Origin of the sequence: Mucilaginibacter dorajii, from assembly GCF_024808255.1 — a bacterium.
GTDB classification, from domain to species: domain Bacteria; phylum Bacteroidota; class Bacteroidia; order Sphingobacteriales; family Sphingobacteriaceae; genus Mucilaginibacter; species Mucilaginibacter dorajii.
This window is the reverse complement of sequence record NZ_JANTYS010000010.1, coordinates 57,344-71,625: the sequence shown is the minus strand read 5'-3', so window position 1 is coordinate 71,625 and position 14,282 is coordinate 57,344. Positions and strand designations below refer to the sequence as shown.

The 14,282-nt window shown below is 43.1% G+C and carries 12 protein-coding genes; 3 read left to right on the top strand and 9 right to left on the bottom strand.

Features of this window, described 5'->3' with window-relative positions; translation table 11 throughout:
• Window positions 1-129: 129 nt before the first annotated feature.
• Together FHS10_RS15150 and gap are read left to right on the top strand one after the other, a co-directional pair.
• On the top strand, window positions 130-1,182 hold the full coding sequence (locus FHS10_RS15150) for a GlxA family transcriptional regulator (RefSeq protein ID WP_259091829.1): 1,053 nt from the start codon (window positions 130-132) through the stop codon (window positions 1,180-1,182).
• A 39-nt stretch (window positions 1,183-1,221) separates the two neighbouring features.
• A complete protein-coding gene (gene gap / locus FHS10_RS15145; protein ID WP_259091827.1) occupies window positions 1,222-2,199 on the top strand; it encodes a type I glyceraldehyde-3-phosphate dehydrogenase in 978 nt (325 codons plus the stop codon).
• Between the two features lie 374 nt (window positions 2,200-2,573).
• Here gap and FHS10_RS15140 read toward each other — a convergent pair whose 3' ends face one another.
• From FHS10_RS15140 to map, 9 genes are all read right to left on the bottom strand, one after another.
• On the bottom strand, window positions 2,574-3,383 hold the full coding sequence (locus tag FHS10_RS15140) for a helix-turn-helix domain-containing protein (RefSeq protein ID WP_259091826.1): 810 nt from the start codon (window positions 3,381-3,383) through the stop codon (window positions 2,574-2,576).
• A 28-nt stretch (window positions 3,384-3,411) separates the two neighbouring features.
• Complete coding sequence (locus FHS10_RS15135; RefSeq protein WP_259091825.1) at window positions 3,412-4,383, bottom strand: aldo/keto reductase; 972 nt, start codon at window positions 4,381-4,383, stop codon at window positions 3,412-3,414.
• 116 nt (window positions 4,384-4,499) lie between these two features.
• Window positions 4,500-5,657: an FAD-dependent oxidoreductase gene (locus tag FHS10_RS15130; RefSeq protein WP_259091824.1), complete on the bottom strand. Its 1,158-nt coding sequence runs from the start codon at window positions 5,655-5,657 to the stop codon at window positions 4,500-4,502.
• Between the two features lie 69 nt (window positions 5,658-5,726).
• Window positions 5,727-6,851, bottom strand: coding sequence for an FAD-dependent monooxygenase (locus FHS10_RS15125; protein WP_259091823.1), 1,125 nt, complete (start codon window positions 6,849-6,851; stop codon window positions 5,727-5,729).
• Between the two features lie 80 nt (window positions 6,852-6,931).
• Entirely contained in the window at window positions 6,932-7,813 is an 882-nt protein-coding gene (locus FHS10_RS15120) for a helix-turn-helix domain-containing protein (RefSeq protein ID WP_259091822.1), read from the bottom strand.
• Window positions 7,806-8,672 carry a helix-turn-helix domain-containing protein gene (locus FHS10_RS15115; protein WP_259091820.1) on the bottom strand — a complete coding sequence of 289 codons (867 nt, stop codon included), beginning with the start codon at window positions 8,670-8,672 and terminating at the stop codon, window positions 7,806-7,808. The genes FHS10_RS15120 and FHS10_RS15115 overlap by 8 nt, the downstream gene beginning before the upstream one ends.
• 230 nt (window positions 8,673-8,902) lie before the next feature.
• Entirely contained in the window at window positions 8,903-11,395 is a 2,493-nt protein-coding gene (locus tag FHS10_RS15110; RefSeq protein ID WP_259091819.1) for a M1 family metallopeptidase, read from the bottom strand.
• A gap of 209 nt (window positions 11,396-11,604) precedes the next feature.
• Window positions 11,605-12,132, bottom strand: a complete 528-nt coding sequence (locus FHS10_RS15105) for a VOC family protein (protein ID WP_259091817.1) — start codon at window positions 12,130-12,132, stop codon at window positions 11,605-11,607.
• 417 nt (window positions 12,133-12,549) lie between these two features.
• On the bottom strand, window positions 12,550-13,314 hold the full coding sequence (gene map, locus FHS10_RS15100; protein ID WP_259091816.1) for a type I methionyl aminopeptidase: 765 nt from the start codon (window positions 13,312-13,314) through the stop codon (window positions 12,550-12,552).
• A gap of 103 nt (window positions 13,315-13,417) precedes the next feature.
• On the opposite strand from map, the gene FHS10_RS15095 reads away from it, so the two are divergent.
• Window positions 13,418-14,245: a helix-turn-helix domain-containing protein gene (locus tag FHS10_RS15095; RefSeq protein ID WP_259091814.1), complete on the top strand. Its 828-nt coding sequence runs from the start codon at window positions 13,418-13,420 to the stop codon at window positions 14,243-14,245.
• Window positions 14,246-14,282 lie beyond the last annotated feature (37 nt).

The following is a 14,282-nucleotide window of genomic DNA, read 5'->3' as shown; positions in this document are numbered from 1 at the left end:
TTTGCTTTGACATGTTAGGGAAAAGCCGCCACCCCACATCAGATTATTATGGGCTTTAAAGTATAATATGGCCTGAATTGTATAATTTATGTCCTTTGAGCCATGTTGTTAAGTTGTTAAATTTGGTTCATGAATAAGAACACGTTGGCCGTTGATCCCGATCAAAAAAGGCGGCAGATAGTTATCGTAGTCATGTCGGGCAAATTGCTGCTTAATTTTTCTGGCCCGGCCGATGTTTTTATGAATGCCGATAAAGCACTACAGGCAGCCGGTTGCAGTGAGGGATATAGTGTTTTGGCTGTATCGGCAACCGCCGATAAAAAAATCGGCACACTATCCAGAATGGAAATCCATTGCGATAGCAGTGCCATGGAGATCAAATTACCAATAGATACGCTAATTATTGCAGGGAATGATTCTGTAGATGTGGATAATGAAGCGTACGAACCATTTTATCAATGGCTATCAACTGTTAATGAACATAATACCCGCCGGATCTGCTCTGTTTGCGGGGGCGCGTTTGTATTGGCCAAAGCCGGGCTATTAAACGGGCGAAAAGCGACAACCCATTGGGAACTAAGCGAAAAATTAAAAAAGAACTACCCGCTGATACACGTGGATACCAATGCTTTTTTCACTAACGACGGTCCTATTTATACGTCGGGCGGGGTATCTTCCGGCATTGACCTCGCTCTTGGCCTTGTTGAAGAAGATCATGGTAAAGATATTGCCATAACGGTAGCCAGGAAATTAGTTTTCTATTTAAGCAGGCCCGGCTTCCAATCGCAATTTGGCAATTTACTGCCGGTATACGAAAGCTCAAACATTGCCGAAAAACTGCACACCTGGTTTAATGAGCATTTGCACGAACCGATGGACGTGGTAAGAATTGCCGGTCATATGAATATGAGTACACGCAATTTTACACGGGTTTTTCATAAACAAACTGGTGTATCCCCCGCCAAATTTATAGAAAAACTCAGGATTGAAACGGCCCGGAAATACCTGGAAGATACAGATACCCCACTTGAAAGAATTGCGGAGCAATGCGGCCTGGGAAATCTGATCTCGATGCGGCGAACGTTTCTGCGACACTTAATGACTACACCATCAGATTATCGGCGGGCTTTCAGAACCTCGCTTAAACACGCGGGAATTCAAGACCTGATCCGGTCCAACTGACGTATAGTATAATTCCAATCATAATTTAATACAAACACAATGAAAATTGCAATCAATGGGTTCGGCCGTATAGGCCGGATGACGCTGCGCGCGTTACAAAATAAGCCAGAAATAGAAGTTGTAGCCATCAACGATTTAACTGATGTTAAAACATTGGCACATTTACTGAAATACGATACCGCCCATGGCCGCTTTCCCGGTGAAGTCACCGCAGATGGCGATGCCATTATTGTTAACGGGAAAAGAATTAGCATGCTGAGCGAAAAAGATCCTGAAAAACTGCCATGGAAGGATTTAGCTATTGATGTGGTGATAGAATCTACCGGACGCTTCACCGATAAAAGTTCAGCTCAATCGCACATTAATGCCGGTGCAAAAAAGGTGTTGATCACCGCACCTGCAACCGGTGGGGTAAAAACGATTGTACATGGCGTTAACAATGAATTGATAGGTGATGATGTGATTTATTCAACAGCATCATGTACCACAGGCAGTATTGCCCCGGTACTGTATATATTGGATAAAGAATTTGGAATAGAATCTGGTTACATGATTACTGTTCATGCTTTTACTGCAGATCAAAATCTGCAGGATGCGCCTCATAAAGATTTACGAAGGGCCAGGGCGGCTTCTTATTCCATTATCCCAACCACTACCGGCGCAGCTAAAGCCATTGGTGATGTGCTGCCCACCCTGAAAGGCAAACTGGATGGCTACTCCTACCGGGTACCTGTAATTGATGCTTCCATTGTCGATTTATCTATAAACCTAAAGAAAGAAGTATCCGTTGCCGATCTGAACAGTCTATTAAAGCAATATGCTGAAACCTCGCTAAAAGGTATTTTGGAATATACTGAAGAACAGTTTGTATCATCCGATATTTTAGGCAACACGCACTCATCAATTGTAGACGGTAGTTTAACCAAAGCCATCGGTAAACTGATTAAAATAGTGGCCTGGTATGATAATGAAGTAGGCATATCAAACAGGATAGCAGAATTGGTTGCACACTTGTAGGAAGTTGTTTAAAAGCGAAAAGAATTGCCTTTACTTCGTACCTACCCATGACAAGTTATAGATTCCGTCATTGCGAGTTGTAAAATTTCGCGAAATTCTGAAGGTGGAATGACAACATAAAACTATGTCATTGCGAGGAACGAAGCAATCGCGAACTGTGCAGATCCGTCCTGTAGAGCATGCGATTGCTTCGTTCCTCGCAATGACATGGTGGACTTGTCATGGGTAAGTACGAAGGATCTTCTTCGCCCTGCTCATCGCAGGTTTTTATAGTGAAGAAGATCCTTCACTGCGTTCAGGATGACAAACTTTTTTACAAAACGTCATGGGTATGCACGGAGTAGTGACGCTCCTTTAAATTAAGTACCCACACATCACGCCCACTCGGTAGGTGCCTTGCCGAACCTTTTCTTGAAAGAATGGGAGAAATGCGAGAGGCTTTCAAAGCCCAGGTCGAGGTAGATTGCAGATGGCTTTTTGTTCTTGTTTTCTATAAGATGCCTGGCTTCTGATAGTCTTCTTTCCTGCAGCCAATGCCTGGGTGCCATGCCAAATGCTTTTTGAAAATCGCGCTTAAAGCCCGCGAGGCTTCTGCCTGTTAGCTGCGCGAATTTTTCGACCGGGATGTTGTAATGAAAATTACCCGACATGAATTTCTCCAGGTCCATTTTATGAGGTTCGGAAAAATCGAACAGGAAATTTTTCAGTTCGGGCATCGTATGCAGCAGCAGGTATACAGCCTCTTTTACTTTTAGCATACCCACGGCGGTGGTTACCTTTTCTTCCGGGTGATGAACATAGGGAATCAATGATTGAAAAAAGGCGCGTAGAAAATCGCTTCCCGGGATAAGGATATTGGGCGGCCCGGTGTATTTATGCGTTATTTCTATTTGTTCCTCCATGGCTATTTTCCTGAGGAAGTCTTCCTGCAGGGATATTACAATGGTTTGGTAATCCTCATTTTCCAATGGCGATTTGGTGATTTCACCCAATTGATTTTTTTGTATCAGCAACATCTGGCCGCTATGCATTGATATCTTTTCACTGGCAGTTTCCAATGTAAAGCGGCCGGATACCTGTAACACTAGGGTATTATTGCCCAGGAATGCGATCTTATCCTTTCGGGTGGCCGATAGATAGGAGAAAAAGATCACGCCCGGGATTATTTCATTTGGATTAATCACTATGTAAATATATAAAATACATAACCCATTATCGCTGCAGGTATGTACCGCCAAGTATCGCTCCCTGCGCAAACCGCGTGTTAAGGATATTCATTTCTTCGGCACTAAAAACGATTTCCATTGCTGCTGTATTTTCGGGTAACCGCGATCTGCGGCTCATGCTTACCAATGGCATAATATGATCGCCTTGTGCATTTACCCAGGCAATAGCCAATTGTGTAGGGGTGTAGCCTTTTTCTTTTGCCATTTTTTTCAATACTTCAACCGTCTCCAGGTTTTTGACCAGGTTCTCTCCCTGGAAACGCGAGAAGTGGCTATGATAATTGCCGGCAGGGAGCGGGGCTTTCATATCGCCGGTAAGTAAACCTTCGGCCGTATTGGCAAAAGCCACAACCCCTATACCCAGTTCTTTAGCAGTAGGGAGCAGGTCGTTCTCTATTTGCCTATCGGCCAGCGAATATCCAATTTCCAATGCGCTTACCGGGTGTACGCTGTGAGCTTTGCGCAGTTGATCGGCAGTGATTTCAGACACGCCAAGCTGACGCACTTTTCCTTCTTTAATCAAATCGGCTACAGTTCCTATCACATCTTCCAGGGGCACACTATTATCAAGCCGGCAGGGTTGATAAAGATCGATGGTATCTATACCCAAACGTACCAGCGAATAGTTAATGAAGTTTTTAATGGCGATGGGGCGCAGGTCTAACCCAAGCCACTGACCATTGTAAAAGATGGCACCAAACTTTACACTGATAAAAGCATCATCTCTTCTGCCCTTGATGGCTTTGCCTACAAGCAACTCATTGTGGCCTGCGCCATAAAAGTCGCCTGTATTTAAAAAGTTAATGCCGCTATCTAACGCTGCCTGGATAGTAGCAATACTTTCATTTTCATCATTTACGGGGCCTCCCCAAACCGACGACATGCGCATGCAGCCTAATCCAAGTTTAGAAACCAATGGGCCATTTTTGCCGAGGGGTATTTTTGTTATTGTTGTCATTACTGTTGTTTTATAAATTAACAGCACAAAGATCATTATTGTTGGCCCCGGCTGGTTTCGTGCACGGCTCAATTTACTTGTCTATATGGCTCGGGGTTTAGGGTTTCAGCTACACATTAGCTACCAAAAACCGCCAGCATTTTTTCAAGTGCACCTTCGCTGTGCATCCGCTCCCCATTTTCAAGCGATTGTTTTGCAGCCGTTGCCGCTCTTTTGCGCATACTAACTTCATAGGCAAAAATGGCTTCCTGCAAGGTATCGTATTGATCAGCTGTTAAACATTCGCTCAATTCCAAAGCGTCAAACATGGAAGTGTTTGCGCCTTCCCCCGCAAAGGGCGGCATTACGTGGGCCGCGTCGCCAAGTAAGGTTAAGTTGGGTAAGGTTTCCCAGCTTTGATTTAAAGGCATACAACAAATTGGGCGTGGGATAACAGGCATTGTGGCATTTTCAAATAGCTGGTACCAAATACCGCTCCATTCGCTATATTCTTGTTTAAACCATGCCAGCAATTGCGTTTTATCAGCATAATCCAACCCGCTGGTTACTGCCCAGTTTTCAGCGGGTTTAAAGCTTGCGTAAAAGCCCAGTCCGCCATTGCCTTTTTGGCCACCTAATAAACACTTCCCATTTCCAAACGCCATTACTTTGCCGCCATTGAGCAATGTATATATATCAGGGATCGCTTTTGCAGCTTCATCGATATTAATTTCAACCATGGTAACGCCCGAATAAAAAGCTTTAATGTTGGTGAGGTACGGGCGGATTTTGGAATTGGCACCATCTGCCGCAATCACCACATCTGCATAAGCAGATGAACCATTTTTGAAATGCAACAGCCGCCCTTCATTTTGTTTTTCCATCGAAATAAAATGACTGTTCCACACAACTGTTCCGGGTTGTAAGGCCTCCAAAAATATTTTTCGTAATGATCCACGGTCTATTTCAGGACGTGCGGGTTCATTGTGTAAATCTTCACGTGGTTCATCGGTATGGTCGCTGAAAATTATTTCGGCACGTTCATTTACAATGATCTTTTTATCTGCGCCTTTACGAACATTCTTTTTGAACTCATCTATTAAACCCGCTTTGCGTAAAGCCGCCCATCCCGATTCCTCGTGCATATCAAGCGGAGAGCCCTGCACACGGGCATTTTTATCAAAATCTCTTTCGTATACTTTTACATTTGCGCCCTTAAGCTGTAAAAGCCTTGCCAAGGTTAAACCACCCGGACCGCCGCCAACAATGGCAATTTGTTTATTGTGTATCAACATATCTTTTATGATTGAAGCACAAAATTCGGAGATAGTATTGCCTTAGGCTTGTATAAATGCGACAAAATGCTAAAAGTGTTTTGCCTGCGAGTTTCTTTCGCTAATAGCTTCTTCTGTTCTGAGAATAAAATTTTCTTTGACATTGAGTTCGGCTGTGGCCTGGACCTCCTCAATAAACGGACGTAAGTTTTTGTCGTAATCTTCAAAAGCAAGGTTAAAGTTCCCGTTGTGTTTTTTCAGTGCATCGGCTAATGCAGCAGCTCCGGAAATGGATAACGATGCACCCATCCCTGCAGCGGGCGAAGCGCAATAGCCGGCATCACCTACCAAAGCTACGCGGCCTTTTGTCCACGACGGCATTTTTACCTGGCAAAATTTGTCGAAATAAAAATTTTCAGATTGCTGCACTTCTTCTAATAACTCGGCGGTACGCCAGCCTTGCCCGGCAAATTGCCCCAGGATGATCTTTCGTTGTTCTTCGGCATTCCGATAATCGTAAGGAATTTCTTTTTCAGAAAAGAAACAAAAAATCACATCGGTTTTGTTTTTGTACGCATTAAGCATGATAGCCTTATCGGGCACATTGAACATTTGCATCGTTTTTTGCGGGATCAGCAATTTGTTCACGATGGTGATGGAAAAATAGGCTTCCAAAAAATGTCTATATTCCGCTTCATGTCCAAACCAGAGTTTTCTTACACCAGAATGCATTCCGTCGCAACCTAACACCAGGTCAAAAGACCGTTGCTCCCCATTTTTAAAAGTAGCTTGTATATCGTGTTCTGTTTCGTTTAACGCCATGATGCTGTTGTTAAAAATGAATTCGACATCATTTTTTAAGCCACTATATAAAACGTCGATAAATATATCGCGTTCAATTTCTATTTCATCGTTGGGCAATTCGTCCTTTTCGTTTGCCAGGGATATCGAGCCTGCCGTTACGTCGTCGGCATTTTTAAATTCTACCAGGTCTACATGCAGCCGGTTTGATTTTAATTGCTCAAAAATGCCCATACGCTTAACAACGTCCACAGTAGCGCCGCGGATATCTACAGCTGCACCGGCGGTGCGGGGGTGGTTAGCCATTTCAACAACAGTTACCTGGTAACCTAATTTGTGCATCCAGTAAGCGGTTGAAAGCCCGGCTATGCTTGCGCCAGAAACGAGCACTTTTTTATTTTTTAATGATTCCATTTTTATACGGGTTGAATTAACAATGCAAAAGAACATCGTATAGCAAGGATAAAAAATGGCAATACAAAGTAGGTATTGGACTAATCGAGGTTTTTGTTCCTGAAAGCTAAAGCGCTCATTCCGGTAACTTTGGTAAACAGCCGCGAAAAATAAGGGTAATCATCATAGCCCAAAGCCGCTGCAATTTCCTTTACCGATCTGTTGGAATGATAAAGCAAACGTTTGGCTTCTAAAATTACACGCTGCTGTATGTGATGTGAAACGGAATAGCCTGTCGCGTTTTTGACACATTCGTTGAGGTAAGGAGTAGATATGTTCAGTTTTTGAGCATATGCTGCCGGGCGTTTAATAGCTGTATAATTCTGTTCCAGCAATTCCCTGAAGCCCTTGGTGACAATTTCAAACCGTGAAAACTTATCCGTTGATTTAGCTAATTCTAAATATTGTGAAGCTACTAATGCTACCAATGCATTACAGCTGTCTTTGAGTAAAGAATGATATAGCTTATCGCTTTTTCGTTCAGCAAATTTTAGGCAAAGCGATACTGCTTCGAGCATTACTTCAAATGTTGAGGCGTCTAACATCAAGGGTTTTGCAGGTGTGATGTCTTCCAGCAATTTCAGGTATTCGGGATTCAGGTTTTCATTGGTAATTGCCCAGCTGGTGACCCTCACATTTTCAGACGCTATGGTATGATGTACCTGGTCGGGGTGAACGTAGGTGACAGAGGGGGCGGTGATGGTATAGTTTTGAAAATCAATATCAATTTCAACTGTTCCGCTTTCCAGCAGGAAGAAGGAATGGCCATCGTGCCGGTGCGATTGTTTTCCTTCTTCAAAAGTGCTTGAAGTTGGCCGGGCCAGTTCGTATAGATCTTTAAAAGCTATTTTTTCGATGGAAATACCTACGCCAAACTCGTTTGCCATAGCGTTTACAGGAATGGATTTACTGTTTTTACGCATTATCTGTAGATTGATTTTGAGTGGGCTTGTCAACATTAGAGCCTTTTGGTATAAAAGCTACAAAATTGTTGCTTGCAAGTTGTTTCCCCTTCTTCGCATTTCGCGCGAAGGCCGCCGGCGTTGTACCGCTGTAGCGTTTAAATTCTTTACTCAGGTGTGCCTGGTCTGCATAACCCAGCTCATGCGCTAAGGCGGCAAGGTTAATGTCGGGGTGGTGCCATAAATGGTTTCGTACCTGTTCAAAGCGTATCAGGGCCGATACATCTTTAACTGTATAGCCCGATGATTGCTTGAAGTTTCTTTCCAGCGTACGCACCGTAGCATGAGCCGCCGCCGCTACCTGGCTTACCGGCATGGTGCCGTTTGCCATTCTCATGGCGGCACCAGCCTTAAACAACATGCTGTTGGTAGCAACGTCCAACCGTGCACTTAACAGGTACTGTGTTACCTCGGCCAGTGCTTCATCAATCTTGCCGGTACCAACACATTTATTCAACTTGGATTGAAGCCCGGCGATGGGGTGCTCAAATATGCGTACGCCATCTTTACCGGCCGGTAGCCCAAGCAAATCAAACACCGTCCAGGGAAAGCACCTGATGCCAATGATCTCTAAACGGTTTTGGGTGTAAAAAGTAACAGGCTGATTAAGCAGCCCCATCATAAAAGGCGATGGCAATAGCTGCAAACCTCCGTTATAAACCATGCTCAAATCGCTGCTGAAATGAAAAATAATTTCAGCGTAGCCATCGGGCACTACCTCAAAACCCGATTCCTGTTCTTCGGCCTCTCTATTGTTGTACCAAAAGCACTTTATGGCATCCCGTAGCTCTTCAGGAGGGGCGAATTCTTGGTGCTGCATATGGAAAGATAGGGTATTTATAGCGTTATTTTGTAGAACAACAACTGCAATTTTTGCTAAGCCCTGTCAGAATAGCCTCTGATAGCGAAATCGGCAAATATCAAATCAGTTGGGTAAACGCCGTCTTTTTTATCCCTTGTGGATTTTTAAAAATATGAACAATAAAAAAGAGGCATTCTGGCATTATGAACCAGATATGCCTCTTTGTACAAGAGTGCAGGTTTATAGTCTTACCCTTTAGCCTGGCTAATCTCCTTAATAGCATCCTCAACCGCGGCAGCCGACGCACTATCGTTAAGCTTCTTGCGGGCTTCTTCAATTTGTTGCAAAGCAGTGATCAGTTTGGGGGTGATACCGTATCTTTTAAAGCTGATGGCCATGTCGCGGATGGTGTTGATACCTTCCAGTACATATTGTTTATTGTCCAGCCGACCAATCATCTGTGGCAGTGGTCCGCGTGCCAGGTCAAATTTTGCCTGGGTTGAACCCTTTTTTAAAGCATTGATCACATATGGCCATTCTGTGTCCGAGCCACTGGTGGCGTAAACGTTAATGATGGCCTGGCCCAGTTGTCCTTTACCGTCGGCTTCCATGCTTTTGGCCGTTTTGAAGGCATCCGTTGGGGCCAGGGTATTCAGCGCGGTAAGTGCAGCCCCCTTAACAGTATATGATGGACTGGCAAGCGAAGCCCTGTAAATATCAATGTAGCCGCTGGATTTGGTTTTAGCTAAAACGCTGATTGCAGCAGCACGCACCGGGTAATTTGGATCATGCGTTGCCAGGTCGGCCAAAATTGGTAGTGCTGCTTTGGCTATTTCCGCGCTATCTATTTTTAGCGCCCTGATGGCTTTTAGCTGCATACCGTGATATTTATCTTTTAATGCAGAAAGGACTATATCCATGCCCTGTTTTGAAGTTTGCTGACCCATGGCTGCATTTAACGCCTCAAGCCTATCCAGGTAAAGCGGTGCGTGGTGATATTGGTAATTGAACTCATCAAGGCTTTTATGGTCAACCTTTTTAGTAATCAGTACTTTATCAGCATCAACGTTAACCAGCTGAGGTTTTGCTGTACAGTCAAAGCTTAACGTATCAGTTTTTTGTGTTAGCCAAACCTGTTTCCTGGTAGTTTTACCCTGAACATAGAGATCTACGGCAACTGGCACCTTGAAGATCTGCCCATCCTGCTTCTGGCTGATCATCACTTTTTGCTGATGAGTGGCTTCGTCCCACTGATAAGTAATATCCAGCACGGGGTGGCCTGCGCCATAATACCATTGGTTGAAAAACCAGTTCATATCTTTTCCTGATATCTCTTCCATGGCCAGCCTAAGGTCATGTACTTCGCCGTTTTTAAACGCGTGGCTTTTCAAATAAAGACCTAATCCTTTAAAAAAGGCATCATCGCCAAGGAAATTACGAAGCATGGTTAGCACCAAACCGCCTTTGTCGTAAATATTAGCGCCGTTTACACCATCCTGGTCGGCATATACAAAGGGCGTAAGCGCCTGTTTGTAGGCGGTTCCGTTATTGAGGTAGGCCTGTAGCTCATCATATCTTTTGGCATCGCCATCGTCCTTGCCGTATGTCTTCTCATTCCAATACTTCTCGCCAAAAACCGCGAAAGATTCGTTTAGCGTTTCATTGCTCCAGCTTTCGCAGGTCACCAGGTCGCCAAACCATTGGTGGAAAAGCTCATGCGCGATGGTTGTTCCGCCAGATCCGTTCGGGTCGTCTATCATATCCCATGGCGTTTTTTGTACATATTCGCCGTGCAGCGTGGCCGAACTGTTTTCCATAGCTCCCAAGGGGTAATCGCGAACAACTACCTGGGCATATTTCTCCCATGGGAAATCTACCCCGAGCGCCTTTGAGTAAAGCTCCATCATCTCTGGTGTTTTACCGAATATTTGCTTGGCGTAAGGCGCAAAAGCAGGTTCCAGGTAATAAGAAACTTCCTTGTTGCGCCATTTATCTTTATAAACCTTAAAATCGCCTATGGCCATCATAAACAAGTAGGGGCAATGTGGCAATGACTGCTTCCAGGTATCCGTGCGTGTACCATCTGCATTATTTTTTTGGCTAATCAGCAAACCGTTTGATAAGGTGGTATATTTTGCGGGCACCGTCATACTCACCTGTTCGGTTGTTTTTTGATCGGGTTTATCAATGGTAGGGAACCAGCACGATGAACTTTCTGCTTCGCCCTGCGTCCAGATCTGGGTTGGCTTGCCTGGTTCTTTACCTTGCGGGTTTACAAAGTATAAACCCTTGCCATCAAGCTTAAAACCCGGTTTATCGTGCAGCTCATTGGGTTTGGCGGTATATTCAACAAACAGGGTATAGCGTTCCTTTTCAGTATAGGTTTTGTTGAGCTGGATGACTAACGAAAGGCTATCCTCGTAGTGGTATTTAAGCGGAACAACTTTGCCCTGCACCATAATACCAACTGTTTTAATGTCCATCCCTTTAGCATCAAGCCTTACCGAATCGGTAGGATAAAAATGTGGTTTAAGCACAATCCATTCTTTGCCGTGTAAATATGACTTTTGATAATCAAAGCTCACATCAAGCCGGGTATCTACCAGATCATTGACCTTTGCGGCAGTTTCGTGATAATAGGGAACATTTGCGGGATGACGGTTGAGTTGGGCATTTGCGGTGCATACGCAAGCGAAAACCATCAACAAACTATGAAACAAGGTGGTGTAAATTTTCTTCATTTAGTAAAACGTTTTATCAATGGTAAAAGTAAGCACTTTGTAGCTATTTACACACAAAATGTTCAATATGAATTGAAAAATAATGCTGCTTTTTGTTGTTGTATTCAGATTGTTATCAGAAACTTCCTAAATACTTGCCCAGAAATTATTGGGCGCTGGCCAGGGCGCCGGTACCTTGTGCCATATGAGTCGATTGATTTGATCTTTTATTATTTGGTGGTTTTGCTGCCCATTTTTGCTCCTAATTTTTCGTATTCAAGATCTTTGGGTTCCCACAATTCTATTTTGTTACCCTCTATATCCATAATATGGACAAACTTGCCGTAGTCTGCTACTTCTACTTTGTCTAAAATGGTTACGCCTTCTTTTTTAAGTTGTGCCAGCAGCGCGTCTAAATCTGCCACCCGGTAATTGATCATAAAGTCTTTATCTGACGGTGCGAAGTAGCTGGTTTTATCACCGAAAGGGCTCCATTGGGTAAAGCCTTTTTTTAAGGTGTCTGCACCTTGCCGCCATTCAAAAACCGCACCGTATTGGTTGGTGTTTAAACCCAGGTGTTCCTGGTACCAGGCCCTGATCTTAGCCGGGTTTTTGCATTTAAAAAAAATACCACCAATACCGGTTACCCGCTTAATTCCGGTTACCTGGTGGGCTGGTGCTGTCAAAGCGGCTTTGAAGGCAAACCCCGAGCCAAAAGAGGCTGCGATTAGCAAAAGGATAGCAATTGTTTTTTTCATAATGGGTTACGATGATATTTGCTGGAGACGGCAATACTTTACTTTATTAAAACTAAAGCATTTACCCGGCAAAACAAAACAGTGTCGTCATGAAAAAAGTCTATACTTTTATTGATTAATCCTGTGGTTGGTTTACACTTTATTTTAGTCCTGAATTGGGTTTATTGCAGGATAATAATGTTTTTGGGGGGTTAAGTAACTGATATCGAGGTGTTAAAGTGTTCCATGCTTTTTAATTTCTGAAAAACGTAACTTGTTGATTACTAATATTAATGCGTTCCAGAGCGTTCCACCGTTCCGGTGGAACAGTAACAAGGTAATACATAGTACATCAGCTTAAGCAAACAAAAGCTTCAGGAGTTTGGCTGTTTTTTCTTTTTAAACAGGCTCTAATCCCTTTAATTTTCGTTTGCAATTTTAATCCCAGATTCCGTTTTGTTCGGTTAAAATAATAGGAAGCCCATCCGTAACAACTATCGTATGCTCGTGCTGCACACTAAAGCCACCTTTATCACCAACTAAGGTAAAACCATCGGGAAGCTCTACAGCCCAGGAAGAATCAGTTGTGATAAACGTTTCAATAGCCACAACAGTATTTTTCCGGAATCTCCTTTGATCGAGCCGGTCGCGATAATTCAAAACTCCCTCGGGTAGTTCATGCAAGGCTCTGCCAATTCCATGACCGCCCAGGTTTTTAATAACTTTGTAACCATTTTTCTTTGCTTCACTTTCAATCAACCCGCCGATTTCATTTATTTTAAAGCCCCCTCTGATGGTGTTGATGGCTTTTTTTAATATCTCCCGGGAAGTATCAATTAGGTCGGTCTTTCCATGTATATCCTTACCAACAATGAGTGAACCACCATTGTCAGACCAAAAACCCGCCAATTCAGCAGAAACATCTATATTCAATAAATCGCCTTCCTGGATAATACGATCAGCAGAAGGGATACCATGGCATACTTCATTGTTGATGCTGATACAGGTATAGCCGGGAAATTTATAGGTTAAATAAGGTGCCGATTTTGCGCCAAATTTTTCCAGGAGCCGGCCGCCGTAATTGTCCAATTCTTTAGTACTCATTCCCGCACGGGCATATGCACGCATTTCCTTTAAAGTTAACGCGACAGCATCGCTAACTTTTTTCATCCCGGCAAGGTCCGTTTCGTTCGCTATAATCATAAATTCTCAGTTGTTGGTCAAAATTACGGGGATAGGTAAAATCCCGATAGTATAAGTTGGACATTTAAAGTTTTCAGCAAGGAAATTGAATATATTTGCCTTAATGCCCATCAATTTTTTTAAACATTTAGCCAATCAACACGGCGATAATATCTTAAAAATTATTCCTCCCGAACATTTAAAGGAGGTTATAGAGGGCTTTTACCTATTTAAAGCAGGCTACCCAAAAGAAAGAGAATTATTTTTTAACGATGGTTACCCTGTGATAGCTCTTATGCAAGGTAAAAGCGAAAACGTAAGCATCAGTATAGATGGGCGTACACAATGTGTAGGCAACATGTGGGTTTGCGGTGGTGTGTTAAGGAATATTTATGGTGAATCTGAGATTCATTTCCAGGAGTGCCTGGTTATTCGCTTTCGCCCTGTAACTTTCTTCAAATTGTTTGGCATAAATGAAGATTGTTTTCAAAAAAAGCAGGTTTTCAATTTTTCTGAAATTGCAGGACATGGCTTTGAAAAGGTTAAGGAAGCTTATTATGATTGCCTTTCGCTCGAAGAAAGAATGGAGGTAATTGTAAATTTTCTTTCAGAGAAGATGAGTAGCTATTGCTACCCTAAAATACTAACAGACATACAAAATTATATTGACAGGCAAGGTAACCTCACGGTTAAGGACGTTTTGGATAGCTATAAGGTTAGCTTGAATTATAAATGGCTGGAACGAAACTTTAAAAAACATTTAGGTATTTCGCCCCAAAGCTACCTTTTAATGAGGCGTTTCCTGAAAGCTTACATGGATTTGGATTCTTTTACCTCTAAAGATCTTTTACAAGTTGCTTTAGATAATGGTTATTATGATGATAATCATTTTATAAAGGACTTTCGCCGGTTTTCCGGTGTGTCACCGAAAGCTTATTTTAACAGGCAGTAAAGCCGCTTAAAACAAGCGCGGGAGATTGTAATTTAAA

What these genes read in the sequence shown, in the direction of transcription:
- FHS10_RS15150 (WP_259091829.1), top strand. Translation starts at nt 130, where the DNA reads ATGAATAAGAACACGTTGGCCGTTGATCCCGATCAAAAAAGGCGGCAG.
- gap (WP_259091827.1), top strand. Translation starts at nt 1,222, where the DNA reads ATGAAAATTGCAATCAATGGGTTCGGCCGTATAGGCCGGATGACGCTG.
- FHS10_RS15135 (WP_259091825.1), bottom strand. Translation starts at nt 4,383, where the DNA reads ATGACAACAATAACAAAAATACCCCTCGGCAAAAATGGCCCATTGGTT.
- FHS10_RS15130 (WP_259091824.1), bottom strand. Translation starts at nt 5,657, where the DNA reads ATGTTGATACACAATAAACAAATTGCCATTGTTGGCGGCGGTCCGGGT.
- FHS10_RS15125 (WP_259091823.1), bottom strand. Translation starts at nt 6,851, where the DNA reads ATGGAATCATTAAAAAATAAAAAAGTGCTCGTTTCTGGCGCAAGCATA.
- FHS10_RS15120 (WP_259091822.1), bottom strand. Translation starts at nt 7,813, where the DNA reads ATGCGTAAAAACAGTAAATCCATTCCTGTAAACGCTATGGCAAACGAG.
- FHS10_RS15115 (WP_259091820.1), bottom strand. Translation starts at nt 8,672, where the DNA reads ATGCAGCACCAAGAATTCGCCCCTCCTGAAGAGCTACGGGATGCCATA.
- FHS10_RS15110 (WP_259091819.1), bottom strand. Translation starts at nt 11,395, where the DNA reads ATGAAGAAAATTTACACCACCTTGTTTCATAGTTTGTTGATGGTTTTC.
- FHS10_RS15105 (WP_259091817.1), bottom strand. Translation starts at nt 12,132, where the DNA reads ATGAAAAAAACAATTGCTATCCTTTTGCTAATCGCAGCCTCTTTTGGC.
- map (WP_259091816.1), bottom strand. Translation starts at nt 13,314, where the DNA reads ATGATTATAGCGAACGAAACGGACCTTGCCGGGATGAAAAAAGTTAGC.
- FHS10_RS15095 (WP_259091814.1), top strand. Translation starts at nt 13,418, where the DNA reads ATGCCCATCAATTTTTTTAAACATTTAGCCAATCAACACGGCGATAAT.